The sequence below is a fragment of the Streptomyces sp. NPDC048002 genome (assembly GCF_040653275.1).
In the GTDB taxonomy this organism is placed as follows: domain Bacteria; phylum Actinomycetota; class Actinomycetes; order Streptomycetales; family Streptomycetaceae; genus Streptomyces.
The window spans coordinates 316,231-343,228 of sequence record NZ_JBEZNL010000003.1; the positions used below are offsets into that span (position 1 = coordinate 316,231).

General features: G+C 72.5%; 19 protein-coding genes and 1 pseudogene. 17 read left to right on the forward strand and 3 right to left on the reverse strand.

Going from position 1 to position 26,998, the window contains the following annotated elements; translation table 11 throughout:
• Positions 1 to 201: 201 nt before the first annotated feature.
• Positions 202 to 1,476 (forward strand): hypothetical protein, encoded by a 1,275-nt coding sequence (locus tag AB0E07_RS07215; protein WP_362247327.1) that lies wholly within the window; start codon positions 202 to 204, stop codon positions 1,474 to 1,476.
• 7 nt (positions 1,477 to 1,483) lie between these two features.
• Here AB0E07_RS07215 and AB0E07_RS07220 read toward each other — a convergent pair whose 3' ends face one another.
• Complete coding sequence (locus AB0E07_RS07220) at positions 1,484 to 2,464, reverse strand: ATP-binding protein (RefSeq protein WP_362247328.1); 981 nt, start codon at positions 2,462 to 2,464, stop codon at positions 1,484 to 1,486.
• A gap of 101 nt (positions 2,465 to 2,565) precedes the next feature.
• On the opposite strand from AB0E07_RS07220, the gene AB0E07_RS07225 reads away from it, so the two are divergent.
• The gene (locus tag AB0E07_RS07225; RefSeq protein WP_362247329.1) at positions 2,566 to 3,390 is read left to right on the forward strand and encodes an oxidoreductase; all 825 of its coding nucleotides are present in this window, start codon (positions 2,566 to 2,568) and stop codon (positions 3,388 to 3,390) included.
• A 393-nt stretch (positions 3,391 to 3,783) separates the two neighbouring features.
• On the opposite strand, the gene AB0E07_RS07230 is transcribed toward AB0E07_RS07225, so the two are convergent.
• Complete coding sequence (locus AB0E07_RS07230; RefSeq protein ID WP_362247330.1) at positions 3,784 to 4,617, reverse strand: HAD family hydrolase; 834 nt, start codon at positions 4,615 to 4,617, stop codon at positions 3,784 to 3,786.
• 578 nt (positions 4,618 to 5,195) lie between these two features.
• On the opposite strand from AB0E07_RS07230, the gene ssd reads away from it, so the two are divergent.
• The 7 genes and pseudogenes from ssd to AB0E07_RS07265 form a co-directional block, all read left to right on the forward strand.
• On the forward strand, positions 5,196 to 6,299 hold the full coding sequence (gene ssd / locus AB0E07_RS07235) for a septum site-determining protein Ssd (RefSeq protein WP_362247331.1): 1,104 nt from the start codon (positions 5,196 to 5,198) through the stop codon (positions 6,297 to 6,299).
• A gap of 101 nt (positions 6,300 to 6,400) precedes the next feature.
• Complete coding sequence (locus AB0E07_RS07240) at positions 6,401 to 7,867, forward strand: TadA family conjugal transfer-associated ATPase (protein WP_362247332.1); 1,467 nt, start codon at positions 6,401 to 6,403, stop codon at positions 7,865 to 7,867.
• On the forward strand, positions 7,860 to 8,744 hold the full coding sequence (locus AB0E07_RS07245; RefSeq protein WP_362247333.1) for a type II secretion system F family protein: 885 nt from the start codon (positions 7,860 to 7,862) through the stop codon (positions 8,742 to 8,744). The genes AB0E07_RS07240 and AB0E07_RS07245 overlap by 8 nt, the downstream gene beginning before the upstream one ends.
• A gap of 52 nt (positions 8,745 to 8,796) precedes the next feature.
• A complete protein-coding gene (locus tag AB0E07_RS07250; RefSeq protein WP_362247334.1) occupies positions 8,797 to 9,582 on the forward strand; it encodes a type II secretion system F family protein in 786 nt (261 codons plus the stop codon).
• A 92-nt stretch (positions 9,583 to 9,674) separates the two neighbouring features.
• Positions 9,675 to 9,860: a DUF4244 domain-containing protein gene (locus AB0E07_RS07255; RefSeq protein ID WP_362247395.1), complete on the forward strand. Its 186-nt coding sequence runs from the start codon at positions 9,675 to 9,677 to the stop codon at positions 9,858 to 9,860.
• A 25-nt stretch (positions 9,861 to 9,885) separates the two neighbouring features.
• Positions 9,886 to 10,209 carry a TadE family type IV pilus minor pilin gene (locus tag AB0E07_RS07260; RefSeq protein WP_362247335.1) on the forward strand — a complete coding sequence of 108 codons (324 nt, stop codon included), beginning with the start codon at positions 9,886 to 9,888 and terminating at the stop codon, positions 10,207 to 10,209.
• Positions 10,210 to 10,289: 80 nt separating this feature from the next.
• Positions 10,290 to 10,631 (forward strand): annotated as a pseudogene (locus AB0E07_RS07265) (Rv3654c family TadE-like protein); the annotation flags it as partial.
• Here AB0E07_RS07265 and AB0E07_RS07270 read toward each other — a convergent pair.
• Positions 10,609 to 13,314: a DEAD/DEAH box helicase gene (locus tag AB0E07_RS07270; RefSeq protein ID WP_362247336.1), complete on the reverse strand. Its 2,706-nt coding sequence runs from the start codon at positions 13,312 to 13,314 to the stop codon at positions 10,609 to 10,611. The pseudogene AB0E07_RS07265 and the gene AB0E07_RS07270 overlap by 23 nt on opposite strands.
• Positions 13,315 to 13,397: 83 nt before the next feature.
• Here AB0E07_RS07270 and bldG point away from each other — a divergent pair, with 83 nt between their 5' ends.
• The 8 genes from bldG to tmk all read left to right on the forward strand — a co-directional run bounded on the left by bldG (position 13,398) and on the right by tmk (position 26,986).
• Positions 13,398 to 13,739 carry an anti-sigma factor antagonist BldG gene (bldG, locus tag AB0E07_RS07275; protein WP_003975386.1) on the forward strand — a complete coding sequence of 114 codons (342 nt, stop codon included), beginning with the start codon at positions 13,398 to 13,400 and terminating at the stop codon, positions 13,737 to 13,739.
• 109 nt (positions 13,740 to 13,848) lie between these two features.
• On the forward strand, positions 13,849 to 14,280 hold the full coding sequence (locus AB0E07_RS07280; protein WP_362247337.1) for an ATP-binding protein: 432 nt from the start codon (positions 13,849 to 13,851) through the stop codon (positions 14,278 to 14,280).
• 318 nt (positions 14,281 to 14,598) lie between these two features.
• Positions 14,599 to 17,004 (forward strand): sodium-translocating pyrophosphatase, encoded by a 2,406-nt coding sequence (locus AB0E07_RS07285; RefSeq protein ID WP_362247338.1) that lies wholly within the window; start codon positions 14,599 to 14,601, stop codon positions 17,002 to 17,004.
• A 228-nt stretch (positions 17,005 to 17,232) separates the two neighbouring features.
• Complete coding sequence (locus AB0E07_RS07290) at positions 17,233 to 17,841, forward strand: small secreted protein (protein WP_362247339.1); 609 nt, start codon at positions 17,233 to 17,235, stop codon at positions 17,839 to 17,841.
• Positions 17,842 to 17,912: 71 nt separating this feature from the next.
• Positions 17,913 to 19,439 carry a methyltransferase gene (locus AB0E07_RS07295; protein WP_362247340.1) on the forward strand — a complete coding sequence of 509 codons (1,527 nt, stop codon included), beginning with the start codon at positions 17,913 to 17,915 and terminating at the stop codon, positions 19,437 to 19,439.
• 518 nt (positions 19,440 to 19,957) lie between these two features.
• Positions 19,958 to 20,155, forward strand: coding sequence for a hypothetical protein (locus AB0E07_RS07300; protein WP_362247341.1), 198 nt, complete (start codon positions 19,958 to 19,960; stop codon positions 20,153 to 20,155).
• A 245-nt stretch (positions 20,156 to 20,400) separates the two neighbouring features.
• Complete coding sequence (topA, locus tag AB0E07_RS07305) at positions 20,401 to 23,223, forward strand: type I DNA topoisomerase (protein WP_362247342.1); 2,823 nt, start codon at positions 20,401 to 20,403, stop codon at positions 23,221 to 23,223.
• Positions 23,224 to 23,587: 364 nt separating this feature from the next.
• Positions 23,588 to 26,986, forward strand: a complete 3,399-nt coding sequence (gene tmk, locus AB0E07_RS07310; RefSeq protein ID WP_362247343.1) for a dTMP kinase — start codon at positions 23,588 to 23,590, stop codon at positions 26,984 to 26,986.
• Positions 26,987 to 26,998 lie beyond the last annotated feature (12 nt).

Genomic DNA, 26,998 nt, shown 5'->3' on the forward strand with positions numbered 1-26,998 from the left:
AGTAAAGGTCGAGCATAGACATTACGGGCAATTGGGCTTATAGCTCACCCAGAAGAGTGAAGTGGCCTTTTCTTCGGCTTGTCGTACTAATTCCTTCTCGGTCTCGTGCGACCTTGGCGGCCCTGTCGGTGCTTTCCCGGCAGATCACCTCATAACGCCCCCATCAGCGTGGCCCGAGAGAAGGAAGTAGGTGGGCGGAATATGGCCGCCAGCCAGAGGATCGCCGCGGGCGCCGTGGTCGCCGCGGTCTGTGCCGCGTCACTCGCCGGTTGCGGAATCGGCAGCGACGGCGCCGACGAGGGTTCCGCCGGTCCCCAGAAGGCGAAGCCGGTCCAGGCGCCGCCCAAGAGCGCCGTCCGGCTGATCGGCGACGGCTCGACCGCGTACACCGGAGCCCAGCCGCACCTGACCAAGCCCGAGCGGCTGAAGCCGGGTCAGAAGCCGCCGCAGTTCGTGGTGTTCTCCTGGGACGGCGCCGGCGAGGACGGGCAGAAGCTGTTCTCCCACTTCCGCAAGGTCGCCAAGGCGAACAACGCGACCATGACGTACTTCCTCAGCGGCGTGTACATGCTTCCCGAGCACAAGCGGGACCTGTACCGGCCGCCGCAGCACTCGCCGGGCAGCTCCGACATCGGCTTCAACGACGACCAGGGCATCGCCGACACCGTGGAACAGCTGCGCGGCGCGTGGCTGGAGGGCAACGAGGTCGGCACGCACTTCAACGGCCACTTCTGCGGCAAGGGCCGCGGGGTCGGCGAGTGGTCGGTCGCTGACTGGAAGGACGAGATCGCCCAGGCGAAGCAGTTCGTGAAGTCGTGGAAGACCAACACCGGTCTGTCGAAGGCCTCGCCGCTGCCCTTCGACTACGACAAGGAACTCATCGGCGCCCGCACGCCCTGTCTGGAGGGGCGCGACAACTTCATGCAGGCGGCCCGTGAACTGGGCTTCCGCTACGACACCAGCGGCGTCAACAACCAGGTCTGGCCGAAGAAGAAGGCCGGCCTGTGGGACCTGTCCATGCAGCTCGTGCCGTTCCCCGGACGCACCTTCGAGCAGCTGACCATGGACTACAACTTCATGGTCAACCAGTCCGGCACCACCAGCCAGGGCGACCCGGCCAAGTACGAGTTCTGGGGCAACCAGATGCGCGACGGCCTGCTCGCGGGCTTCCAGCGCGCCTACGACGGCAACCGCGCGCCCCTGATCATCGGCAACCACTTCGAGTCCTGGAACGGCGGCACCTACATGCGGGCCGTCGAGGAGGTCATCGAGGGTGTGTGCACCAAGTCCGAGGTGCGCTGCGTCTCCTTCCGTCAACTGGCCGACTGGCTGGACGCCCAGGACCCGAGGACCCTGGACCGGCTCACCACGCTGACCGTGGGCGAAGCCCCCAAGCAGGGCTGGGCGTCCTTCCTGGCGGACCGTCCCGCGCAGGCGCCCAAGGGCGTTCCCGGGGCGCCGGCGGCCGGGCGGTAGCACCCGATCACACGGAGGCGGCGACGCTCTCGCCGAGCACGAAGGCGGGGTCGACCTGGGCAGCCAGGTCGGCCCCCGTCCGCTCGTTCCCCCAGGACCGCGCGTTCTTCAGATGGAAGTGCACCATCTGCTGGGTGTAGCGAGCCCAGTCGCGGCTCCCGTACGCGGCTTCGGCGGTCTCCCGGAGCCGGTGCAGGGCGAGGTGGTTGGCCTCCTCCAGGAGCTCGAACCGGGGCGGTCGGCCCTTCTCCATGGAGCGCACCCAGTCCGAGTGCCCGACCGTGACGAGCAGGTCGTCCCCGGCCTCCGCGCGCAGGAAGTCGAGGTCCTCCGGGCCGTGCACCTTGTTGCCGACGACCTTCAGCGCGACGCCGAAGTCACGGGCGTACTCCTTGTACTGGCGGTAGACCGAGACACCCTTGCGGGTCGGCTCGGCGACGAGGAACGTCATGTCGAAGCGGGTGAACATGCCGGAGGCGAAGGAGTCCGAGCCCGCCGTCATGTCCACCACGACGAACTCGTCGCGCCCGTCCACCAGGTGGTTCAGGCACAGCTCCACCGCCCCCGTCTTGGAGTGGTAGCAGGCGACCCCCAGGTCGGCGTCGGTGAAGGGGCCGGTGACCATCAAACGGACGGTGCCGCCGTCGAGTTCCACCGGGCGGGCGCACGCCTCGAAGACCGGGTTGTCCTCCCGCACCCGCAACAGCCGGGAGCCCGCACCGGGCGGGGTGGTCTTGATCATCGTCTCGGCGGAGGCGATCCGCGGGTTCGCGCCGCGCAGATAGTCCTTGATCAGCGGCAGCCGGTCGCCCATCGCGGGCAGGGCGGCCGCCTCGGACTCGTCGAGACCGAGCGCGGCCCCAAGATGCTGGTTGATGTCGGCGTCGATGGCCACCACCGGCGCCCCGGTGGCCGCGAGATGCCGAACGAAGAGGGAGGACAGCGTCGTCTTGCCGCTGCCGCCCTTCCCGACGAAAGCAATTTTCATGTTCACCAAGAGTAGTCAGGCGATGGCCCCGGGTGGCGGTCCGGCGTGAAGAACGCCACTCGATCGTGGGGTGCGACCCCGAGGTGCGTAGGGTCGTACTCATGAGTACGACAGGCGCGACCGCCGATCCGCTCGCCGCCCTGGGCGCGCTGCCCGGTGTGGCCGATTCCGTGGAGTCCGTGCGCAAGGCCGTGGACCGGGTCTACGGGCACCGGATCATGCGCCGCCGCAGCAACGCCGTCACCTCCGAGGCGGCGCTGCGCGGCGCCCGTGGCTCGGCGGCGCTGTCCGGCGCCGACTGGGCCCTGGAGGAGGTGCGCCGGCGCACCGACTTCAGCGGTGACGACGAGGCGCGGACCGTCGGTGCCGCGCTGCGGCTGACCGCCGAGGCGGGGCAGCTGCTCTCCATCTGGCGGCAGTCCCCGCTGCGGGTCCTGGCCCGGCTGCACCTGGTGGCTGCCGCGACCAACGGTCCGGAGGTCGGACGGCCGCGGCAGGCGGGCGAGCCGGTCGACGAGCCGCTCGTCGAGCTGCCCCTGCCCGGCGCGGCGGAGGTCAACGGACGTCTGGAGGGGCTGTCCCAGCTGATCATCGCGGGCGGGTCGGCCCCCGCGCTGGTGACCGCCGCCGTGGTGCACGGCGAACTGCTGGCCCTGCGCCCCTTCGCCTCCCGCAACGGTCTGGTCGCGCGCGCCGCCGAGCGGATCGTGCTGATCGGCAGCGGCCTCGACCCGAAGTCGGTGTGCCCCTCCGAGGTCGGCTACGCCGAACTGGGACGCGCGGCCTACCTCGGGGCGCTCGACGGCTACGTCTCCGGCACCCCCGAGGGCATGGCGGCATGGATCGCCCACTGCGGCAGGGCGGTCGAGATGGGCGCGCGCGAGTCGACGGCGGTCTGCGAGGCGCTTCAGCGCGGCGCGGCATAAGGCGCGCGGCGCGAGGGGCCCGTACACAGGGTTGCGGCGGTACGAGAACTCGTACCGCCGCTGGCATGTTCACCCGGTTACCAAGCGTCCTCGGTATGTTGCCCATCAGGTCGGGGACTTTGCCCGTCACCTGGTGCGGCTGGCCCGTAATCGACGGGTCGACGTCGCGTGGGTGCCCGATGTTCATGCTCGGTCCGTGGGGCCAATTGCGTTTTGAAGGTGATCCTCTCGGATGTCCTTGGTCTCGCGGGCCGTTGACTCCTTTCTACTCCAGCTCCGGAGCAAGCGGAACCCCTGGCCGCGGTTCTTTACTTTTGCGGCGCTTTGCCGCCAAAGAGGAGTCAATCGGTCGCTGATCTGACGAACCTCCCCCAAAGGGGGTGTCAGTGCAGGTCAGACGGTTGCCGTGCGGCGTCGGCTGGCGTACCAGACCAGGCCGGCGGTCGCCGCCGCGGCCCCTATGGCCGCCGCCGCGACCAGGGCCGGACGGTTGGGCACGGAGAGCGCGGGCAGCCGCTGCTTGAGCCGTACCGGGCGGTGGAAATCGAGAATCGGCCACCCGCGCGCGAGCGCCTCGCGACGCAGCGCGCGGTCCGGGTTGACGGCGTGCGGATGACCGACGGACTCCAGCATCGGCACATCGGTGGCCGAGTCGCTGTAGGCGTAGCAGCGGGCGAGGTCGTACCCCTCGGACACGGCCAGCTCCTTGATGGCCTCGGCCTTGGTCGGACCGTAGGCGTAGTACTCCACCTCCCCGGTGAAGCAGCCGTCGTCGCCCACGACCATGCGGGTGGCCACCACGCGGTCGGCGCCGAGCATCTCCCCGATGGGCTCGACCACCTCGGCGCCCGACGTGGACACGATCACCACATCGCGGCCGGCGACGTGGTGCTCCTCGATGAGGGACGCGGCCTCGTCGTAGATGATCGGGTCGATCAGGTCGTGCAGGGTCTCGGCGACGATCTCCTTGACCTGCTGGACGTTCCAGCCGCGGACGAGCGCGGAGAGGTACTCGCGCGTGCGCTCCATCTGGTCATGGTCCATACCGCCCACCCGGAAGACGAACTGGGCGTACGCGGTCCGCAGGGCGGCCCTGCGGTTGATCAGGCCGCCTTGGTAGAAGGACTTGCTGAAGGTGAGCGTGCTCGACTTCGCAATGACCGTCTTGTCCAGGTCAAAGAAGGCCGCTGTGCGGGGCAAGGAGTGGTTTTCCACGACCCTGAGCATAGGCGCAGCCCATTCGGCGTAAGGTGGGGCGCGTGGGTTTGCCTGAGAGGGCTCTCGGGTACACCATGGAAGTCACGGATCGTTCGCGACCGTGCTAACCCGGTCCGGCTCCTCCCCCCCCGAGTCGGCCGTGGGGACGACCCCCGCTCTCCCCCCCGGCGGGGGTCGTCGCATGTCCGGACGCATTTCCTCCCTCATTCAACGGCTTTGACGCCGGTTCGAGGCGGCTTCGGCCGCCTCTTCGTTATGCCCGCGATCCCTCACTGTGTGTAGTCATCGCGCTGCTCTGCGGAAGTCGTACGGAGGTTGGTACAACGCTCACCGGTATGGGTGACGGCGATATTCACAGGCGCCGAGTTGTCCACAGTTTTCGACCAAGATCCACACGATTTCCGACATCGCAGCACCGTGATTCCGACGCGTCCCGCAGGTGCCGACTTCATGGCCGGTTCCGGTTAGTCGGGCGTCTTCGGCCGGTTCGTATCGGCCGTTCACAGGGAGACCCGGACGCCGGTTCTTCACGCGTTTGGGAATCGCGGGGCCGCAGGGGCTGCGCGTGAGACCGCAAGGGGGAGACCGTGGCCGCAGCCGTCACACAGGAACCACCGCCCGCAGCCTCGGGCCGGCCGGGCGCACCGCTGATCGTCACCGAGGACGCCGGTCTGCTGGACGACCTGCTGCGCCTGTGCGCGGCGGCGGGCGCCACCCCGGAGGTCCATCACGGGGTCCCCGAGCCGCGCGGCAGCTGGGAGGCCGCGCCGCTGGTCCTGGTCGGCGACGACGCCGCCCGCCGGGTGCGGGGCGCCGCCCGCAGACGAGGGGTTGTGCTGGTCGGGCGGGACCAGGACGACTCGGGGGTCTGGCGCCGGGCCGTGGAGATCGGCGCCGACCACGTCCTGATGCTCCCCGACGGTGAGCAGTGGCTGGTCGACCGGATCGCCGACGTGGCCGAGGGCGTGGGCCGCCCCGCGCTCACGGTCGGCGTCATCGGCGGGCGGGGCGGCGCGGGGGCGTCCACGCTCGCCTGCGCCCTCGCCGTCACCGCAGCGCGGGAGGGACTGCGCACCCTGCTCGTGGACGCCGATCCGCTGGGCGGCGGACTCGACGTACTTCTCGGCGGCGAGACCGCGGACGGGCTGCGCTGGCCGGCCTTCGCCGCCTCCCGCGGCCGGGTCGGCGGGGGTGCTCTGGAGGAGTCGCTGCCCCGGCTGCACTCGCTGCGGGTGCTCAGCTGGGACCGCGGGGACTGCGTCGCCGTGCCCCCGCAGGCCGTACGGGCGGTCCTGGCCGCCGCACGGCGCCGGGGCGGCGCCGTCGTCGTCGACCTGCCGCGCCGGATCGACGACGGCGTCGCGGAAGTGCTCGCCCAGCTCGACCTCGGCCTGCTCGTGGTCCCCGCGGAACTGCGTGCCGTCGCGGCCGCCGGGCGCGTGGCCTCCGCGGTGGGCATGGTCCTGGGGGATCTGCGCGCGGCGGTGCGCGGGCCCTACGCGCCGGGGCTCGACGACCGCGAGGTGGCCCGGCTCCTCGGGCTGCCGCTCGCGGGCGAGGTACCGGTCGAGTCCGGACTGCGCCGCCCCCACGAGGGCAAGTCGCCGCCCGCGGCGACGGGACGCGGCCCACTGGCCCGCTTCTGCCGGGAGTTCTGGGAGCGGGCGCTGATCGAAGCGGGGCCGGTGTGAGTGCGGCTGGTGCGAGGGGGGCCGGCAGGGGCGGGGTTGGCGTGAGCGGGGCTGGCAGGGGCGGGGTTGGCGTGGGCTGGTCTGGCATGGGAGGGGCTCGCATGGGTGGGGCTCGTATGGGCGGGGACGGCAGGGGTGCTTTTTCCCGGCTGGAGACCTTCGAGGGGGCGGGTCGCCCTGAGGCCGGATCATCCGACCTGACGCCGGCTCTGCTGGACGGGGTGCGGCGCAGGCTCGCCGAGAGCGGCGCCGAGCCGACGCCCGCGCGCGTGGCGCAGGCCCTGCGCCAGCAGGGGCGGGTGCTCGGGGACGCCGAAGTCCTCGGCGCCGCCGAGCGGTTGCGGTCCGAACTGGTCGGCAGCGGCCCGCTGGAACCCCTGCTCGCCGATCCCTCGGTGACCGATGTGCTGGTCTCCGCCCCCGACCGGGTCTGGGTGGACCGCGGCGGCGGCCTCGAACTGACCGCCGTCCGCTTCCCCGACGCGTCCGCAGTACGGCGGCTCGCGCAGCGGCTGGCGGCCGTCGCCGGGCGGCGCCTGGACGACGCGCGACCCTGGGCCGACGCCCGCCTGCCCGACGGGACGCGGCTGCACGCCGTGCTGCCACCGGTGGCCGTCGGCTGTACGTGCCTGTCCCTGCGCGTGGTCCGCCCGCGCGCGTTCACGCTCGATGAACTGATGGCGGCGGGCACCGTGCCGCCTGGCGGGGACCGGGTTCTCAGGGCGCTGGTCGAGGCGCGGCTGTCGTTCCTCATCAGCGGCGGCACCGGCAGCGGGAAGACCACGCTGCTCAGTGCCCTGCTCGGGCTGGTCGGGCCCGGTGAACGGATCGTGCTGGCCGAGGACTCCGCGGAGCTGCGGCCCGACCATCCGCACGTCGTACGTCTGGAGAGCAGACCGGCCAATCAGGAGGGCGCGGGCCTGGTCACGCTCCAGGACCTGGTCCGGCAGGCCCTGCGGATGCGGCCGGACCGGCTGGTCGTGGGCGAGGTCCGCGGGCCGGAGGTGGTCCATCTGCTGGCCGCTCTGAACACGGGCCACGAAGGCGGCTCGGGCACGGTCCACGCCAACGCGGCGGCGGACGTCCCGGCGCGGCTGGAGGCGCTGGGGACGGCCGCGGGGCTCGACCGGGCGGCGCTGCACAGCCAGGTGGCGGCAGCACTGTCGGTGGTGCTGCATCTCGCCCGGGGGCGGGACGGCAGGCGGCGGATCGCCGAGGTGCACGTGCTGGAGCGCGACACGTCGGGGCTGGTGCGGACGGTGCCGGCACTGCGCTGGGGGACGGGGGCGTTCGTTGCGGAACGGGGGTGGGGGCGGCTGCGGGGGCTGCTGCGGGACTTGGGCGGGGGGCCGGAGGTTCGGGATACGGGCGGGTGGAGACCGGCCCGGGAGCCGAGCGAGGGGCTACCGGCCCGGGATCTGGGTGGGGGGCTACCGGCCCGGGATCCGGGTGGGGGGTTGGCGGAGGGCGGAGGACAGGGGGACGTGCCGGTCGTGCCCGAGGGGCGGGGTGCGGGGTTCGGCGGGGGAGCGGAGCGAGGAGAGGCGCGGGGTGGTCGGCATGGGTGAGGTGGCGATGAGCGGGCCCTTCATGGGGGCGGCCGGGGTGTGTGCCGGGGCTGTTCTGTGGTGGTGGGGCGGGCGGAACGCCGGGGCTCGGCGGGCGCGGGCGTTGCTGGCTGGGGCTGGGGCTGGGGGCGGGGCTGGGGGCGGGCCGTCTGTTCCGGGGGCGTTGCTGGGCGGACTGGGGCGCGTTCGGGGGCGGTTGCGGGTCGAGTGGTGGGCGTTGGTCGCGGGCGGGGCGCTGGCCGTGCTCGGGGCCTCGGTGCTGCCGCTGGTGGCGGGGGCGGCCGCCGTGCCGTTACTGCGGCGGGTGCGGCTCGCGGCGCTGGCTCGGCGGGCGCGGGAACGGCGGGGGGACGCGGTGATCGCCCTGTGCGCGGCGCTCGCCGGGGAGGTGCGCGCGGGACGGCAGCCCGGTGAGGCGCTGTTGCCGGCCGCGCTGGACTCCGGCGGGCTCGGGGAGGCGCAGGCGGCGGTGCTGGCGGCCGCCCGGTTCGGCGGGGACGTGCCCGGCGCTCTCGCGGCCGCCGCCCGGCAGCCCGGCGCCGACGGGTTGCGGGGGCTCGCCGCGTGCTGGCGGGTGGCCGTGGACCAGGGCGCCGGGCTCGCGGCCGGCCTGGACCGGCTGGAGGCGGCCCTGCGCGCCGAACGAGATCAACGTGCCGACCTCCGGGCGCAGTTGGCGGGAGCGAGATCCACGGCCCTGATGCTCGCCGGACTGCCGGTCCTGGGGCTGCTCCTCGGTGCGGTCATGGGGGCCGATCCGCTGCGGGTGCTGCTCCACAGCGGCGCCGGACTGGGGTGCCTGTTCGCGGGAGGGGTGCTGGAGGGGGTGGGGGTGTGGTGGGCGCTGCGGATCGTGCGGGGTGCCGAGGCGGTGTGAGGCGGACGGCCGGGGCCCGTGCGGGGCGGGCGGATCTATGGAGGGCGGTGCGGTGAGCGCGGAAGTTGTCCACAGGCTGGGGGTAGTTGTGGGGATGGCGCTGGGGCTGATGTGGCTGGTGCGTGGGGTGGGGGCCGCGCGGCGCGAGCGGGCGGTCCGGCGGAGGCTGGGCCAACTGCTGGCCGCGGTGGAGGCGGCGCCGGTGGGGGCGCGGGCGGACGTTCGGGGCCTGGTGCGGCGTTGGCTGCCCGTGGGGGCGGTGGGATGCGCCGGGTGGGTGCTGGTCGGCGGAGTCGCCGGGGTGGTGGTGGGCCTGGTCGGTGCGGTCGCCGTGGACCGGTGGCGTGCTCGGCACTTGGTCTCCGCCGGCGCGGAGGGCGACGCCGCCGAGGCGGCCCGGCAACTTCCCCTGGCCGCGGATCTCCTGGCCGCCTGTATCGCCGCCGGGGCCGGTCCGGTGATCGCCGCGCAGGCGGTGGGCGAGGCGCTGGGCGGCCCCGTGGGGGAGGGGCTGGCACGGGGTGCGGCGGAGGTGCGGCTCGGCGGTGAACCGGCTGACGCCTGGCAGAGGTTGGCCGGGCTGCCCGGCGCCGGGGATCTCGCCCGGCTGCTGGAGCGGGCGGATGTGTCCGGACTTCCGGCCGCCGGACCGGTCGCGCGGCTCGCCGCGGACGCCCGCGCCACCTGGGCGCGTGCCGCCACGGCCAGGGCACGCAGGGCGGCGGTCCTGGTGACCGCGCCGGTGGGGCTGTGCTTCCTGCCCGCGTTCATCGCGGTGGGCGTGCTGCCCGTGGTCATCGGACTGGCCGAAGGGGCGCTGGGAGGGGGTGGTGGATGACGGACGTGCGGCACTGATCAAGCGCAGGAAGTCGACGGAACCGAACCTCACGGGGGTTTGCGATGAACAAGGCAGTGACGGCAGTTCAGTTGATGTGGGCGCGGTTGCGCGCTCGTGGGGCGGGGCGGCGGGACTCGGGGATGGTCACCTCCGAGTACGCGATGGGGATCATCGCGGCCGTGGCCTTCGCCGTGGTGCTCTACAAGGTCGTGACCAGCGGGCAGGTCAGCGCGGAGTTGCAGGCCGTGGTGAAGCGGGCGCTCGGTGCGCGGATGTGAGCGGCGCCGCGCCGACCGGGGATTCGTGACGGCGGAGTCCGCCGTGGCGCTGCCGATCCTGGTGATGTTCGCGATGGCGCTGGTCTGGGGGCTTCTCGTGATCGCCGCCCAGATCCAGTGCGTGGACGCGGCCCGCACGGGGGCCCGCGCGGCGGCTCGCCAGGACCCGGCCGGGGAGGTCGTCGCGGTGACCCGCGAGGCCGCCCCGGCGGGCGCCGAGGTGACCTTCAGCCGGGCCGGGGACCGCGTCCGGGTGGTGGTCGTGGCCAAGCCGGCGCTGCTGGGCGGACTGCCCTTCGAGGTACGGGAGCAGGCGGTGGCCCTGGCGGAGGAGGTGGCGGTCTCATGAGCGCCCGTGCTCGCGGCGCCCGCTGTCGGGCCAGGGCCGGCATCGGCACCGGCACCGGCATCGCCCCCACCGGCACCGGCATCGGTGGGGCCGAACGCCGGACTGCCGACCGGGGTTCCGCCACTGTCTGGACCGTCGGGGCGGTCGCCGTACTCTGCGTGGTCTTCGGAGTGGTGCTCGCCCTCGGGCAGGCCGTGGTCACCCGGCACCGGGCGGCCGGCGGTGCCGATCTGGCCGCGCTCGCGGCGGCCGACCACTGGGCGGAGGGCCCCCGGGCCGCCTGTGCACGGGCGGACGGGGTGGCCCGGGCCCAGGGGACCCGGCTGGTGCGGTGCGCGTTGGTGGGCGACGTCTCGGACGTGACCGCGGCGGCGGGCCGGGGCCCGTTCGAGGCCGAGGTCAGGGCGAGGGCGGGCCCTCCGGCCGCGTCTCCCCCTGCCCCTGGGACTGTTCCTCGGGCCGCGTCTCCCCCTGCCTCGGGGACTGTTCCCCGGGTTGTGTCTCGGGGGGCATCTGGGACTGTTCCCCGGGTTGTGTCTCGGGAGGCATCTGGGACTGTTCCTCAGGCTGTGTCTCGGGAGGCACCTCGGACTGTTCCCCGGGCTGCGTCTCCGGAGGCATCTCGGACTGCTCACCCCGCTGTGCCTCCGGAGGCTTCTCCGGGGCGCCGCGCAGCAGTTCCGTGAGCAGTCGTACCGCACCCCGCTTGTGCAGCGGATCGTTGCCGTTGCCGCACTTGGGGGACTGGATGCAGGAGGGGCAGCCGGCCTCGCACTCGCAGGAGGCGATGGCCTCACGGGTGGCGGACAGCCAGGAGCGGGCGGTGTGGAAGGCGCGCTCGGCGAAACCCGCGCCCCCGGGGTGCCCGTCGTACACGAAGACGGTCGGCAGGAGGGTGTCCGGGTGCAGGGGGACGGAGACGCCGCCGATGTCCCAGCGGTCGCAGGTCGCGAAGAGGGGCAGCAGGCCGATCGAGGCGTGCTCGGCGGCGTGCAGGGCGCCGCCGAGGATCTCCGGGGTGATCCGGGCCGCGTCGAGCTGGTCCTCGGTGACCGTCCACCACACCGCGCGGGTGCGCAGGGTGCGGGGCGGGAGGTCGAGCTTCGTCTCGCCCAGGACCTCGCCGGTGATCACCCGTCGGCGCAGGTAGGAGACGACCTGGTTGGTGACCTCGACGGAGCCGTAGCAGAGGCGCCCGTCGCCCCAGGGGATCTCGGTGTCCGTCTCCAGGACGGAGATCGAGGTGGTGTCGCGGGCGACCGTGGAGTACGAGGGTGCCGCCTCCTGGACCAGGGCGACCGAGTCCTCCAGGTCCAGGGAGCGCACCAGGTAGGTCCGCCCCTGGTGCAGGTGGACGGCGCCCTCGTGGACCGTGGTGTGGGCGGCGCCCGCGTCGACCGTGCCGAGCAGTCTGCCCGTGCCGGACTCGACGATCTGGACCGGGCGCCCGCCCCCGCCGCGGATGTCGGTGAGGTCGGCGGCCCGTTCCCGGCGCGTCCAGTGCCAGGCCTTCGTGCGGCGGCGCAGCAGCTTCGCGGCCTCCAACTGCGGGAGCAGTTCCTCGCAGGCGGGTCCGAAGAGCTGCAAGTCCTCTTCCACCAGTGGGAGTTCAGCCGCCGCCGCGCACAAGTGCGGGGCGAGGACGTAGGGGTTGTCGGGGTCCAGGACCGTGGACTCCACGGGCTGGTCGAAGAGGGCCTCGGGGTGGTGGACGAGGAAGGTGTCCAGCGGGTCGTCCCGGGCCACCAGCACCGCCAGGGCGCCCTGGCCGGAGCGCCCGGCCCGGCCGGCCTGTTGCCAGAGCGAGGCGCGGGTGCCCGGGTAGCCGGCGATGAGGACGGCGTCCAGTCCGGAGACGTCGATGCCGAGTTCCAGGGCGGTGGTCGCGGCGAGCCCCAGGAGTTCTCCGGAGTGCAGCGCCTGTTCGAGGGCGCGGCGCTCCTCGGGGAGGTAGCCGCCGCGGTAGGCGGCCACCCGGCGGGCGAGCGAGCGGTCGACCTCGCCGAGGCGCTCCTGCGCGATCACCGAGATCAGCTCGGCGCCGCGCCGGGAGCGGACGAACGCGACCGTGCGCACGCCCTGTACGGCGAGGTCGGTCAGGAGGTCGGCCGTCTCGGCGGTGGCGGTGCGGCGGACCGGGGCGCCCTTCTCGCCCTGCATCTCGGTGAGCGGGGGCTCCCAGAGGGCGAACACCAGTTCCCCGCGTGGTGAGGCGTCGTCGGCGACCTCCACCACGGGCAGGCCGGTGAGGCGGCGGGCGGCCACCGAGGGCTCCGCAGCGGTCGCCGAGGCGAGCAGGAAGACCGGGGAGGCGCCGTACCGGTTACACAGACGGCGTAGTCGGCGCAGGACTTGTGCGACGTGCGAGCCGAAGACGCCCCGGTAGGTGTGGCACTCGTCGATGACGACGTACTTCAGCGACTTCAGGAAGGAGGACCAGCGAGGGTGGGAGGGCAGGATGCCGCGGTGCAGCATGTCCGGGTTGGTGAGGACGTAGTTGGCGTACTGGCGGATCCATTCGCGTTCCTCGAAGGGCGTGTCGCCGTCGTACACGGCCGATCGAACGGAATTGCCCAACGGTTGTGAAAGTTCCTTCACGGAACGGCGCTGGTCCGCCGCGAGCGCCTTCGTCGGGGCCAGGTACAGCGCGGTGGCACCGCGGCCGTTGGGGGCCTCGGAGCCGTCCAGCAGGGCCGAGAGGACCGGCACCAGGTAGGCCAGCGACTTGCCCGAGGCGGTGCCGGTGGCGACGACCACCGACTCGCCGTCCAGGGCGTGCTCGGCGGCGCGTGCCTGGTGGGCCCAGGGGTGGTCGACGCCGGCGGCCTGCACGGCGGCGATCACCTCGGAGCGGATCCGGTCCGGCCAGACGGCATGACGACCCGCACGCGGGGGCACATGCTCCGTATGAGTGATGCGCGAAGCCCGGTTCGTCCCCGAGGCGAGCCGGTCCAGCACCGTGCCCGGGTTCGCCCGGGAAACGGGGCCCGTCAGGGATCTGTCGGATCGATGATTCTTGGCCATCGGCACCGAGTGTGTCACTGGCGTGACGGACAATGGGACCAAGGCGTCGTGCACGCCTGCCGGTAAGTGATTGAATGCCATCGCGGCTGGCGAACCGTCCTGGGGGCTGCAAGCCGAGGTGTCCCCAAGGGGCGACCGCTCGATAGCAAGGTGCTGGAGGATCCGTGGACCTGTCCCTGTCGACCCGTACCGTCGGCGATCGTACGGTCGTCGAGGTCGGTGGAGAAATCGACGTATATACCGCGCCCAAGTTGCGCGAGCAGCTGGTCGAGCTGGTGAACGACGGGAGTTTCCACCTCGTCGTCGACATGGAGGGCGTGGACTTCCTCGACTCCACCGGGCTCGGCGTGCTGGTCGGCGGCCTGAAGCGGGTGCGTGCCCATGAGGGCTCGCTGCGCCTGGTCTGCAACCAGGAGCGCATTTTGAAGATCTTCCGCATCACCGGCCTCACCAAGGTGTTCCCGATCCACACCTCGGTCGAGGAAGCGGTGGCGGCCACCGACTGACTCCGGTCCCGGGGCGCCGTCCCCGGGGCGGAAGAAGTTCAAGAAGGGGGACCGGGGCTTCGGCCGCCCGGTCCTCCGGACAGCACGCCCGTAGTTCCGAGGGGGATGCATGGCCACCGTTGAACTCCGCTTCAGCGCGCTGCCCGAGCACGTCAGGACCGCCCGACTGGTGGCGGCAGCGGTGGCGCGCAGGGCCGGAGTGGACGAGGCCGTCCTCGACGAGGTGCGCCTCGCGGTCGGTGAGGCGTGCAGCCGTGCCGTAGGACTCCACCAGCTCGGTGGGGTCACGGCACCGGTGAAGGTGGTGCTGATCGAGGAGGAGAAGCAGTTCTCCATCGAGGTCGGCGACGAGGCGCCGCGTTCCGCCCCGGGTGACCGGGCGCCGGGCGTCGCGGGCGAGGACGCGGAGGCCGAGGAGGACGAGATGGGCCTCGCGGTCATCAGCGGCCTCGTCGACGACGTGGAGGTCTCCGCCGGCGCGCACGGCGGCCTGATCCGTATGACCTGGCCGACGACTCCGGCGGTCGCCGAACTCGCCTGAACCCCTCGCGCCAGTGGCGCGAGGGCGGCTTCCGCAAGACATGATTCACCCGAAGGGCCCTGCCTCAGGCAGGGCCCTTCGGTATTTCGTGAATTCCTTCACGACCGGGCGTCCGGCAATGGATCAGCTCCCTGCCGTGCGGATTCCCGCGGTGAATGCTTTTGGGTCATTACAACTTTCGGGCTCCGCGGTCGTGGGCGATCATTTGCTCAAGAGCTCACGAAGACCAATTCTGTTAACCGCGCACTGTTTTGATCAGGTTCCGGTACCTACAATCCGTCCACATCTTGAGCTCAGCCCAAGCGTCAAGGAGGACGAATGGCGGGGCTTTCTACCCCTCATCAGTTGGATCACTCCACAACCCTCGCAGCCGCGGTCCTGACCGACGGCAACCGCGCCATGGTCGTGGTCATCGGCGTGATCGCGCTGGCCGCACTGGTGGTCGCGGGCGTGCTGGTGCGTCAGGTGCTCGCCGCGGGCGAGGGCACCGACAGCATGAAGGAGATCGCCGCGGCGGTCCAGGAAGGCGCGAACGCCTATCTGGCCCGGCAGTTGCGCACACTCGGCGTATTCGCGGTGGTCGTGTTCTTCCTGCTCCTGCTGCTGCCCGCGGACGACTGGAATCAGCGGATCGGCCGATCGGTGTTCTTCTTGATCGGCGCGGCGTTCTCGGCGGCCACCGGGTATATCGGCATGTGGCTCGCCGTGCGCAGCAATGTGCGGGTCGCCGCGGCGGCCAGGGAAGCCACTCCGGCCGAGGGTGAGCCGGAAAAGGACCTCACCGCCGTCTCGCACAAAGCAATGAAGATCGCTTTCCGCACGGGCGGCGTCGTCGGCATGTTCACGGTGGGGCTCGGTCTGCTGGGCGCTTCCTGCGTGGTGCTGGTGTACGCGGCCGACGCGCCGAAGGTGCTGGAGGGGTTCGGCCTCGGCGCCGCCCTCATCGCCATGTTCATGCGTGTCGGGGGCGGCATCTTCACCAAGGCCGCCGACGTCGGCGCCGACCTGGTCGGCAAGGTCGAGCAGGGCATTCCGGAGGACGATCCGCGCAATGCCGCGACCATCGCCGACAATGTGGGCGACAACGTCGGCGACTGCGCGGGCATGGCGGCCGACCTCTTCGAGTCGTACGCGGTGACCCTGGTGGCCGCGCTCATCCTCGGTACGGCCGCCTTCGGCGACGCGGGCCTCGCCTTCCCGCTGCTGGTGCCCGCGATCGGCGTTGTCACGGCCATGATCGGCATCTTCGCCGTGGCCCCGCGCCGCAGCGACCGCAGCGGCATGACGGCGATCAACCGCGGCTTCTTCGTCTCCGCGGTGATCTCACTGGTGCTGGTGGCCGTGGCGGTCTACGTCTACCTGCCGTCGTCCTACGCCGACCTGGAAGGTGTCACCGACGCCGCCGTCCAGGGCAAGAGCGGCGACCCGCGGATCCTCGCGCTCGTCGCCGTGGCGATCGGCATCCTGCTCGCCGCCGTGATCCAGCAGCTGACCGGCTACTTCACCGAGACCACCCGCCGGCCCGTCAAGGACATCGGCAAGAGCTCGCTCACCGGCCCGGCCACCGTCGTCCTCGCCGGTGTCTCGGTCGGCCTGGAGTCGGCCGTCTACACCGCCCTGCTGATCGGCCTCGGCGTCTACGGGGCCTTCCTGCTCGGCGGCACCTCGATCATGCTCGCGCTGTTCGCGGTGGCGCTGGCCGGCACCGGTCTGCTCACCACGGTCGGCGTGATCGTCGCGATGGACACCTTCGGGCCGGTCTCCGACAACGCCCAGGGCATCGCCGAGATGTCCGGCGACGTGGAGGGCGCCGGCGCCCAGGTGCTCACCAACCTGGACGCCGTCGGCAACACCACCAAGGCCATCACCAAGGGCATCGCCATCGCCACCGCGGTCCTCGCGGCGGCGGCGCTCTTCGGCTCGTACCGCGACGCCATCACCACCGGCGCGGCGGACGTGGGCGAGAAGCTCTCCGGCGACGGCGCCCCGCTGAGCCTGATGATGGACATCTCGCAGCCCAACAACCTCGTCGGTCTCATCGCCGGCGCGGCGGTCGTCTTCCTCTTCTCCGGACTCGCCGTCAACGCCGTCTCCCGGTCGGCCGGTTCGGTGGTCTACGAGGTGCGGCGGCAGTTCCGCGAGAAGCCCGGGATCATGGACTACACCGAGAAACCGGAGTACGGCAAGGTCGTCGACATCTGCACCAGGGACGCGCTCCGGGAACTCGCGACCCCCGGACTGCTGGCCGTGATGGCGCCGATCTTCATCGGGTTCACGCTCGGTGTCGGACCCCTCGGCGCCTTCCTCGCCGGCGCGATCGGCGCGGGCACGCTGATGGCGGTGTTCCTCGCCAACTCCGGCGGCGCCTGGGACAACGCCAAGAAACTCGTCGAGGACGGTCACTACGGCGGCAAGGGCAGCGAGGCCCACGCCGCCACGGTGATCGGCGACACGGTGGGCGACCCCTTCAAGGACACGGCGGGCCCCGCGATCAACCCGCTGCTGAAGGTGATGAACCTGGTGGCGCTGCTGATCGCGCCCGCGGTGATCGACTTCTCCTACGGCGACGACAAGAACATCGCGGCCAGGGTGCTGATCGCGGTGCTCGCGTTCCTGGTGATCGCGATCTCGGTGTACCTCTCCAAGCGGCGCGGGATCGCGATGGGCGACGACGGCAACGCCGAGCGGGCGGCCAAGTCGCCGGATCCGGCGGTGGTTTCGTAGCCCCCTGACGGGAACCCGGCGAGAACCTGACGGGAATCCGGCGGGAACCCGGCGGGAACCCGGCAGGTTCCGGCTCAACGGACGGGCGGACGGCGCGTGTTGGCGCGCCGTCCGCCCGTTCCGTGTCCGTTCACGCCCTGGCCGTGAGCCTTCTCTCGCCTGGCGCGAAAGGTGACAAACAGGTCTCTTTCGGGCGTCCGGAATGCGGTTGTACGCCATCCGCCGTGTATGTTCCGGGGCCGAGAGCCATGTGAAGGGACCAATCCGGTGAACAAGAAGCTCGCGGCCGCACTGTCCGGCGGTGCGGTACTGGTACTGGCGCTGTCGGGATGCAGCAGCGACGACGGCAACGACAAGCTGGATGCCTGGGCCAAGCAGGTCTGCGACGCGGTGCAGCCGCAGGCGAAGAAGATCGAGGCGGCCAACGCCGCGATCCAGAAGGAGACCTCCGACAACAGCACGCCGGAGGCGGTCCAGAAGACCGACTCGCAGGCATTCCAGGACATGTCCGACGCCTACAAGGCGATCGGTGCGGCCGTGAACAAGGCGGGCGCGCCCGACGTCGAGAACGGCGCGAAGAAGCAGCAGGACGCCGTCAAGGAGCTCAACGGCATCTCCGCGTCCTACACCTCGCTGAAGAAGCAGGTCGACGAGCTCGACACGAAGGACCAGGCGAAGTTCGCCGCGGGCCTGAAGGACATCGCCACCGAGCTGAACAAGCTGAGCACCAGCGGCAGCAACGCGCTCAAGACGCTGGAGGAGGGCGAGGTCGGCCAGGCCATGGCCGCCCAGTCCAGCTGCAAGTCGAGCAGCGGGGCGACCTCCGCCGCGAGCTGACGCCGAGCAGCCGCCGCGAGCTGACGCCGAGCAGCCGCGGCGAGCGGGCGGCGCGGGTCACAATGGGGGGCGTGAGTACCTCCAGGCTGCCCGCTCTGCCCGCCCTGCCCTCATCGGGCCGACCCGAAGTCGCCGCACGGCTGCGCGAGGCCCTGCTCGGGGCCTCCTTCACCGCCGACGGTCTGCTCGACCTCCTCGGCGCCCCGGCGTACGCGGCGCTCGCCCGCAGCGAGACCGTGCCCGCCCTCCGGGCGACGCGCGGGGACACGCCGCTGGAGACGCTCGTACGGCTCTTCCTGCTCCAGCAGCCGGTGCCGCACGCGCGCGTGGCCGGCGTTCTCCCGGTCGACGAGGCCCTGGAGGCCGGCTGGCTGGTGGCCGCCGGGGACGACGAGGTCGCCGCGACCGTGGACGTACGGCCGTACGGCGGACCCGGGGGCGAGGACTGGTTCATCGTCTCCGACCTCGGCTGCGCGGTCGGCGGCGCCGGAGGCATCGGCAGCGACGAGGAGGGCGTCGTCCTCGGCGTCGGAGGCGCCTCCACGACCCTGGCCGGCATCACCGTCCGTACGCCCGTCTCGGCCGCCCTGGACCTCGGCACCGGGTCCGGCATCCAGGCCCTGCACGCCGCCCAGCACGCCACGCGCGTGACGGCCACCGACCTCAACCCGCGCGCCCTGCACATCACCGCGCTGACCCTCGCGCTGTCCGGCGCGCCCGCCGCGGACCTGCGCGAGGGCTCGCTGTTCGGGCCGGTCCGGGACGACGAGAAGTACGACCTGATCGTCTCCAACCCGCCGTTCGTGATCTCGCCCGGCGCCCGGCTGACGTACCGGGACGGCGGGATGGGCGGGGACGATCTGTGCCGGTCGCTCGTTCAGGGTGCGGGGGAGCGGCTGAACGAGGGCGGGTACGCGCAGTTCCTCGCCAACTGGCAGCACGTCGCGGGGGAGGACTGGCAGGACCGGCTGAGGTCGTGGGTGCCGCGCGGCTGCGACGCCTGGATCGTCCAGCGCGAGGTGCAGGACATCAACCAGTACGCCGAGCTGTGGCTGCGGGACGCCGGGGACCATCGCGGCGACCCGGCCGCGTACCAGGCTCGTTACGACGCCTGGCTGGACGAGTTCGAGGCGCGCAAGGTGAAGGCCGTGGGCTTCGGCTGGATCACGCTGCGCAGGACGGGCGCCGCCGTGCCCTCGATCACCGTGGAGGAGTGGCCGCACCCGGTCGAACAGCCCCTCGGCGACACGGTCCGGGCGCACTTCGCCCGCCTCGACTACCTGCGCGCCAATGACGACGCGGCCCTCCTCGAAGGCCATTTCCGGCTCGCCGCCGAGATCGTCCAGGAACAGGTCGGGCTGCCGGGCGCCGAGGACCCCGAGCACGTCGTGCTGCGCCAGAACCGCGGGATGCGCCGGGCCACCAAGGTGGACACCGTCGGCGCCGGGTTCGCGGGCGTGTGCGACGGCTCGCTCAGCGCCGGCCGCATCCTCGACGCCATCGCCCAACTGGTGGGCGAGGACCCCGTGTTGCTCCGTGACCGCACGCCCGCGCAGATCCGGCTGCTGGTGGAGCAGGGGTTCCTGGACCCGGCCTGACCCCGGGCGGGCCCGAAGCGGCTCGATACCGGGTCGGTATCGGGTCGGACGGGAGAAGGGCGTCGTATACGGCGCCCTTCTCCGATTGCACCGGACGGAGCGCCGGACTGAGCCCTGGACGGAGTGCCGGACGGAGTGCCGGACTGAGCCCTGGACGGAGTGCCGGATACGGCGGCGGTCGCGCCGGCGGAACGTTCGGACACTCGGAGAAATGGGCTTCGAGAAGTCCCCCGAGAACGCGATCATGCTGTGCGGCAGGAAATGGCTCCGGGACACGACCGGGGCCGCCCAGAAGCGGCCGCCCCCGGAAGCGGAGCGGAAGTCGACCGGAAACGAGCCGTGCCGGGCCGCCCCGGCGCGCGCCGGGAACGGCGCGCGCGGACCGCTCCGGGCGGCCGGGCGGAGCGCACGGCGGCGTCGGCCGTACGTTCACCTCGGGTTCGCCCGGACGCCGCCCGCGCGTGTCAGCCTCGCGGGGCTGGGGCACGCAGGGGGCGGAGAAAAGGGGCACAACCACCATGGAGAGCGGACCGGCGATCTTCGCGGGGCTGGTGTTCGCCCTGTTCGGAGCAGGGCTCCTGGTGTGGACGGCGGCCCGGGTGCGGCACCGCGAACCGGTGGTCCACGGTGTGAACCCCGTCGCATCGGCGACCGTCACGAGCCTCGCCGGAATGATCGCGCTCGTCCTCGCCGCATGGTGCTTCACCCGTCTGTGAGAACCGCTTCGGAGCTGGGACTCCGTTAATCGGTAGGGGCTCCTCCGGAAAGGCTCGAAAAGGCCGGTGGGCACTCCGGGCGGCAGGAATGGCGGTAGTCGGGTTACCGTTCGAGTGGCCGTTGCGGGCTTTTCCCGTTTGACACGGGGGCGGGATGTACCGTCACACTCCGCAGCGTCACCATGACCCGACCCCGGGAGCAAGGCCTGGGGAGGCCCCAGCGTCGACCGGAGAGAAGAGCGAAGTTGTCCCCGACCAGCGAGACCGCGAAGGGCGGCCGCCGACTCGTCATCGTCGAGTCGCCTGCCAAGGCTAAGACGATCAAGGGCTATCTCGGCCCCGGATACGTGGTCGAGGCGAGCGTCGGGCACATTCGCGACCTCCCCAGCGGTGCCGCGGAGGTGCCCGAGAAGTACACCGGCGAGGTCCGCCGCCTCGGTGTGGACGTAGAACATGACTTCGAGCCGATCTATGTGGTCAACGCGGACAAGAAGGCCCAGGTCAAGAAGCTCAAGGACCTCCTGAAGGAGTCGGACGAGCTCTTCCTCGCCACCGATGAGGACCGCGAGGGCGAGGCCATCGCCTGGCATCTCCAGGAGGTCCTCAAGCCCAAGGTCCCGGTCAAGCGGATGGTCTTCCACGAGATCACCAAGGCCGCGATCCAGGCCGCCGTGGCCAACCCGCGCGAGCTGAACCAGAAGCTCGTCGACGCCCAGGAGACCCGCCGCATCCTCGACCGCCTCTACGGCTACGAGGTCTCGCCGGTCCTGTGGAAGAAGGTCATGCCGCGCCTGTCGGCCGGCCGTGTCCAGTCCGTCGCCACCCGGCTCGTGGTGGAGCGGGAGCGCGAGCGCATCGCGTTCCGTTCGGCCGAGTACTGGGACCTGACGGGCACCTTCGCGACCGGTCGTGCGGGGGACTCCTCCGACCCGTCCTCGCTGGTCGCGCGCCTTCAGACCGTCGACGGCCGGCGTGTCGCCCAGGGCCGCGACTTCGACTCGCTCGGTCAGCTCAAGGGCGCCAACACCCTCCACCTCGACGAGGCGAACGCCCGCGCCCTGGCCGCCGCCCTGGAGCAGACCCGGTTCGCGGTCCGCTCGGTCGAGTCCAAGCCCTACCGCCGCTCGCCCTACGCGCCCTTCCGTACGACGACCCTCCAGCAGGAGGCCAGCCGCAAGCTCGGCTTCGGCGCGAAGGCCACCATGCAGGTGGCGCAGAAGCTGTACGAGAACGGCTTCATCACCTACATGCGTACGGACTCCACGACCCTGAGCGACACGGCCGTTGCCGCGGCTCGTGCGCAGGTCACGCAGCTCTACGGGGCCGACTACCTGCCCTCCGCCCCGCGCACCTACGCCGGGAAGGTCAAGAACGCGCAGGAGGCGCACGAGGCGATCCGTCCTTCGGGTGATCGTTTCCGCACGCCCGCCGAGACCGGTCTGACCGGTGACCAGTTCAAGCTCTACGAGCTGATCTGGAAGCGGACCGTCGCCTCCCAGATGAAGGATGCGACCGGCAACAGCGTCACCGTGAAGATCGCCGGCACCGCCGCCGACGGCCGGGACGTCGAGTTCAGCGCCTCCGGCAAGACGATCACATTCCACGGCTTCCTGAAGGCCTACGTCGAGGGCGCGGACGACCCGAACGCCGAGCTGGACGACCGCGAGCGCAGGCTGCCGCAGGTCGCCGAGGGCGACGCCCTCTCGGCCGAGGAGATCACCGTCGACGGCCACGCGACCAAGCCGCCGGCCCGCTACACCGAGGCCAGCCTGGTCAAGGAGCTGGAAGAGCGCGAGATCGGCCGCCCGTCGACGTACGCGTCGATCATCGGCACGATCCTCGACCGCGGCTACGTGTTCAAGAAGGGCACGGCCCTGGTGCCGTCCTTCCTCTCCTTCGCCGTGGTCAACCTGCTGGAGAAGCACTTCGGGCGGCTCGTCGACTACGACTTCACCGCCAAGATGGAGGACGACCTCGACCGCATCGCCCGCGGTGAGGCCCAGTCCGTGCCGTGGCTGAAGCGCTTCTACTTCGGGGAGGGCACGGGCGCGGGTGGCGCGGCCGACGCCGGCAACGGCGACGGGGACCACCTCGGCGGCCTCAAGGAGCTGGTGACCGACCTGGGCGCGATTGACGCGCGCGAGGTCTCCTCGTTCCCGGTCGGCAACGACATCGTGCTCCGTGTCGGCCGCTACGGCCCGTACATCGAGCGCGGCGAGAAGGACACCGAGCAGCACCAGCGGGCCGACATCCCCGACGACCTGGCGCCCGACGAGCTCTCCGTGGAGCTGGCCGAGGAACTCCTCGCCAAGCCCAGCGGCGACTTCGAGCTGGGCACCGACCCGGTGAGCGGCAACCAGATCGTCGCCAAGGACGGCCGTTACGGCCCGTACGTGACCGAGATCCTGCCCGAGGGCACGCCGAAGACCGGCAAGAACGCCGTGAAGCCGCGGACGGCCTCGCTGTTCAAGTCGATGGCGCTGGACACGGTGACCCTCGACGACGCCCTCAAGCTGATGTCGCTGCCCCGGGTCGTCGGCGCCGACGCCGAGGGCGTGGAGATCACCGCGCAGAACGGCCGCTACGGGCCGTACCTGAAGAAGGGCACGGACTCCCGGTCGCTCCAGGCCGAGGAGCAGCTCTTCACGATCACCCTCGAAGAGGCGCTGGAGATCTACTCCCAGCCCAAGCAGCGGGGCCGGGCCGCGGCCAAGCCGCCGCTGAAGGAGCTGGGCACCGACCCGGTCAGCGAGCGTCCGGTCGTGGTGAAGGACGGCCGCTTCGGACCGTACGTCACCGACGGGGAGACCAACGCGACCCTGCGCTCCGGCGACAGCGTCGAGGACATCACCCCCGAGCGCGGCTACGAGCTGCTCGCCGAGAAGCGCGCCAAGGGGCCCGCCAAGAAGACGGCGAAGAAGGCCCCGGCGAAGAAGACCGCCGCCAAGAAGGCCCCGGCCAAGAAGGCGACGGCCGCCAAGAAGACCGCGGCGAAGAAGACGACCGCGACGGCCAAGAAGACGGCCGCGAAGAAGGCGACGGCGGCCAAGCCGGCCACGGAGGACTGAGCCTCCGGCTCGGCTCCGGACCGGACCGGCTCGGCTCCGGACCGGACCGGCTCGGCTCCGGACCGGCTCGGCCCGGCTCCGGACCGGCTCGGCTCCGGACCGGCTCGGCTCGGCTCCGGACCGGCTCGGCCCGGCCCCGGACCGGCTCGGCCCGGCCCCGGACCGGCTCGGCGGGGGTTCGGCGGCGGCTCGGTTCCGGGCCGGTTTCGGATCCGGGCCGGTTTCGGATCCGGACCGGTTTCGGATCCGCTCCGGCGCCTTCGCTTCGCGAAACGAACGCCCCGGCATCACTCTTTGGTGTCGGGGCGGGCGTACGTTCGGGCGCCCCCCACGAGCTGTCGGTGGCTGCCGATAGGCTGAATGCATGACGCGTGCCGAGCAGCCAACGGCCCCCCACACGGCCCCCGACGAAGCCCTGGCGGCGGACTCCCGCGAACGTGCCGTCCGCGCCCTGCTGCGCCGACCGCAGTTGCGGCGGTTGTGGAGCGCACAGCTGGTGGGCGGTGTCGGCGACGTTCTCGCCCTGCTGGTGCTGGTCCTGCTCGCCCTTCAGGCGGCCGTCGCCGAGGGGTCGTTCGGTGACGGCTACCGCGGGGCGGCGTTCGCAGTGGCGACCGTCTTCGGGGTGCGGATCTTCGCGACCCTGCTCTTCGGCGCCGTCCTGCTGGGCCCCCTCACCGCGCTGACCTCGCAGGAGGGGCCGCTCGACCGGCGCTGGACCATGGTCGGCGCGGACGGACTGCGCGCCGCCCTGCTCATCGTCGCGCCCCTGTGGATCGACTGGACGCCGGACAACGCGCTCGCCCTGCTGCTGGTGACGGTCTTCGTCACCGGGGTCGCCGAGCGCTTCTGGGCCGTGTGCCGGGAGAGCGCGGCGCCCGCGCTGCTGCCCGCCCCGCCCCTGGAGGGCGCCACCGTACGGCCGTTGCCGGACCACATGGACGCGCTGCGTCGCCTGTCGCTGCGCACCGGATTCCTCGCGGTGCCGCTCGCGGGCGCCGTGCTCGTCACCGCCGCCCTCTTCAACAACCTGCTGGGCGCCGGGATCGACTGGTTCGGCCAGCACCAGGCCGCGCTCCCGTCGTACGTCGCGGCCGGGCTGTTCGCGGCCTCCCTGTCCGTGGTGACCTTCCTGGAGCTGCCCGGCACCCGCACCCCACGCGCGCGTTCGCCGCTGGAGGGGCTGCGCCGGCCCAAGACGGGCACCGGCGTGGACAAGGGCCGCACCGGCGCGATCCCGCTGCTGGTCCCGGCCTGCGCGTCCGTCGCGGGCGCGGTGTCGGCCGCGGTCGCCGTGTCGGTGCTGCACGCCAAGGACCTCGGCGGCGGCCCGGTGCTCTACGGCCTGCTGGTGCTCGCGCTGACCGGCGGAGTCGTGGTCGGTGTCCGTACGGCGCCCAAGGTGCTGGTGTCCCTGTCGCGGCGGCGCCTGCTGGCGCTCGCCATCGCGCTCACCGGCCTGGCGCTGCTGGCCGCCGGGCTCGTCCCGGACGTCACCACCGTCCTGCTGGTCGCGGCGCTGGCCGGCGTGGCCGCGGGTGTGGCGGCCAACACCGGCCACACCCTGCTCGACCAGGAGACCGAGGAATTCCGGCGCCCCCGCACCACCGAGCACCTGCACGCCGTCGTACGGGTGTTCGTGGCGCTCGGCGCGGTCGTCGCGCCCCTGGTGGCCGCCGCGATCGGCCCGCACCGGCTGGAGAGCGGCCGGTTCGTCTTCGCGCACGGCGGAGCCGCGTTCACGCTGATGCTGGCCGGCGCGCTGCTGCTGCCGGTGGCCGCGCTGGTGCTGGCCAAGGCCGACGACCGGTCCGGGGTGCCGCTGCGGCACGACCTGCGCGACGCGCTGCTCGGCGGCGACGATCCGGAGCAGACGCCCGCGGTGTCCGGCTTCTTCCTCGCCCTGGAGGGCGGCGACGGCGCCGGCAAGTCCACCCAGGCCGAGGCGCTCGCCGAGTGGATCCGGGCCAAGGGCCACGAGGTCGTCGTGACCCGCGAGCCGGGGGCGACGCCGGTCGGCAAGCGGCTGCGGTCGATCCTGCTGGACGTCTCCAGCGCCGGGCTCTCCCACCGCGCGGAGGCGCTGCTGTACGCCGCCGACCGCGCCGAGCACGTCGACACGGTCGTCCGGCCCGCGCTGGAGCGGGGAGCGGTCGTCATCTCCGACCGGTACATCGACTCGTCGGTGGCCTACCAGGGCGCGGGGCGCGAGCTGTCGCCGACGGAGATCGCCCGCATCAACCGCTGGGCCACCGCGGGCCTGGTACCGCATCTGACGGTCCTGCTGGACGTCGACCCGGAGACCGCGCGCGAGCGGTTCACCGAGGCGCCGGACCGGCTGGAGTCGGAGCCGGCCGAGTTCCACGCGCGTGTGCGGTCCGGTTTCCTGACGCTGGCCGCCGCCGACCCCGGGCGCTATCTGGTGGTGGACGCGGGCCAGGAGCCCGAGCCCGTCACCACCGTCATCCGGCACCGGCTCGACCAGGCGCTGCCGCTCTCCGAGGCCGAGATCCGGGCCCAGGAGGAGGCGCGGCGCAAGGCGGAGGAAGAGGCCCGGCTGCGCGCCGAGGAGGAGGCGCGGCGCAAGGCCGAGGAGGAGCGGCTGGAGCGCGAGCGCCAGGAACAGCTCGCCAAGCTGCGGGCCGAGGAGGAGGAGCGCAAGCGCCGCGAGCTGGAGGAGGCGCAGCGCCGCGAGGCCGAACGGCAGGCGGAGGAGGCCCGGCTGCGTGCCGAGGAGGCCGCTCGGCGCGCCGAGGAGGAGCGGGAGCGGCTGCTCGCCGAGGAGAAGGCCCGCGCCGAGGAGGAGGCCCGCCGCAGGGCGGAGGAGGAGCGTCGGCGCAAGCAGGCCGAGGAGGAGGCCCGGCTGCGCGCCGAGGCCCAGGCGCGGCGCCTGGAGAAGCAGCGCAAGGCCGAGGAGGCGCTGCTGCGCGCCGAGGAGGCACGGCGGCTGGCGGAACGAGCGGCGAAGGCGGCCGAGACCGGCCCGCGGCCCACGCCTCCGGCGGCACCCCCGGCGCCTCAGGAGGCGGCGACCGTGCCGACGCCGGTGGTGAACCCTGCGGACGCGGCGCGTGCCCGGGGAGCAGCGGAGGTTCCGGCCGACGAGACCGCGGTGCTGCCGCGTGACGGCGCGGGTTCCGCCCCCTCGGAGTCCGAGGTCACGACGGAGCTGCCGCAGGTGGCCGCGCCCGAGGCACGGGACGGCGTGTCGGGGGCCGCCGACGAGACGGCGGTGCTCCCGCCGGTCCGGCCCTCCGAGACACGGGACGACGCCACGACGGTGCTGCCGCGGGTGGGGTCCGGAGCCGCTGACGAGACGGCCGTGCTGCCTCCGGTGCGCGGCGACGGGGCGGCGGACGAGACGGCCGTGTTGCCTCCCGTACGCGAGGAGGGGCCCGGGGACCGGGTTCCGCCGGGGTTCTTCCGCGACGAGCGGCCGTCCGACGAGGCGGCCGACCGGACCCGGGAGCTGCCGCAGGTCGACCCGCGGGGGAGTGAGGCGCAGGGTCGTGACGCGCGGGGCGGGGACCCAAGGGGTGGTGACGCGCGGGGTGGTGACGCGCGGGGCGGTGACCCAAGGGGTGGTGACGCGCGGGGCGGTGACGCGCGGGGCGGTGACGCGTGGGCGCGCAGGCGTGGGCGGCCGCGTTCCGACTGGGCCGAGGAGACTCCCCTGGACGACCTGCCGTCCCTGGCGGACGAACTGCTGGGCCCGCGGGACGACGAGCACGACGACGAGCGGGGCGGCCGCGGCAGGCGCTGACGGAACGCGAGA

What these genes read in the sequence shown, in the direction of transcription:
- AB0E07_RS07215 (WP_362247327.1), top strand. Translation starts at nt 202, where the DNA reads ATGGCCGCCAGCCAGAGGATCGCCGCGGGCGCCGTGGTCGCCGCGGTC.
- AB0E07_RS07220 (WP_362247328.1), bottom strand. Translation starts at nt 2,464, where the DNA reads ATGAAAATTGCTTTCGTCGGGAAGGGCGGCAGCGGCAAGACGACGCTG.
- AB0E07_RS07225 (WP_362247329.1), top strand. Translation starts at nt 2,566, where the DNA reads ATGAGTACGACAGGCGCGACCGCCGATCCGCTCGCCGCCCTGGGCGCG.
- AB0E07_RS07230 (WP_362247330.1), bottom strand. Translation starts at nt 4,617, where the DNA reads ATGCTCAGGGTCGTGGAAAACCACTCCTTGCCCCGCACAGCGGCCTTC.
- AB0E07_RS07240 (WP_362247332.1), top strand. Translation starts at nt 6,401, where the DNA reads ATGGGTGGGGCTCGTATGGGCGGGGACGGCAGGGGTGCTTTTTCCCGG.
- AB0E07_RS07245 (WP_362247333.1), top strand. Translation starts at nt 7,860, where the DNA reads ATGGGTGAGGTGGCGATGAGCGGGCCCTTCATGGGGGCGGCCGGGGTG.
- AB0E07_RS07255 (WP_362247395.1), top strand. Translation starts at nt 9,675, where the DNA reads ATGTGGGCGCGGTTGCGCGCTCGTGGGGCGGGGCGGCGGGACTCGGGG.
- AB0E07_RS07270 (WP_362247336.1), bottom strand. Translation starts at nt 13,314, where the DNA reads ATGGCATTCAATCACTTACCGGCAGGCGTGCACGACGCCTTGGTCCCA.
- AB0E07_RS07280 (WP_362247337.1), top strand. Translation starts at nt 13,849, where the DNA reads ATGGCCACCGTTGAACTCCGCTTCAGCGCGCTGCCCGAGCACGTCAGG.
- AB0E07_RS07285 (WP_362247338.1), top strand. Translation starts at nt 14,599, where the DNA reads ATGGCGGGGCTTTCTACCCCTCATCAGTTGGATCACTCCACAACCCTC.
- AB0E07_RS07290 (WP_362247339.1), top strand. Translation starts at nt 17,233, where the DNA reads ATGTTCCGGGGCCGAGAGCCATGTGAAGGGACCAATCCGGTGAACAAG.
- AB0E07_RS07300 (WP_362247341.1), top strand. Translation starts at nt 19,958, where the DNA reads ATGGAGAGCGGACCGGCGATCTTCGCGGGGCTGGTGTTCGCCCTGTTC.
- tmk (WP_362247343.1), top strand. Translation starts at nt 23,588, where the DNA reads ATGACGCGTGCCGAGCAGCCAACGGCCCCCCACACGGCCCCCGACGAA.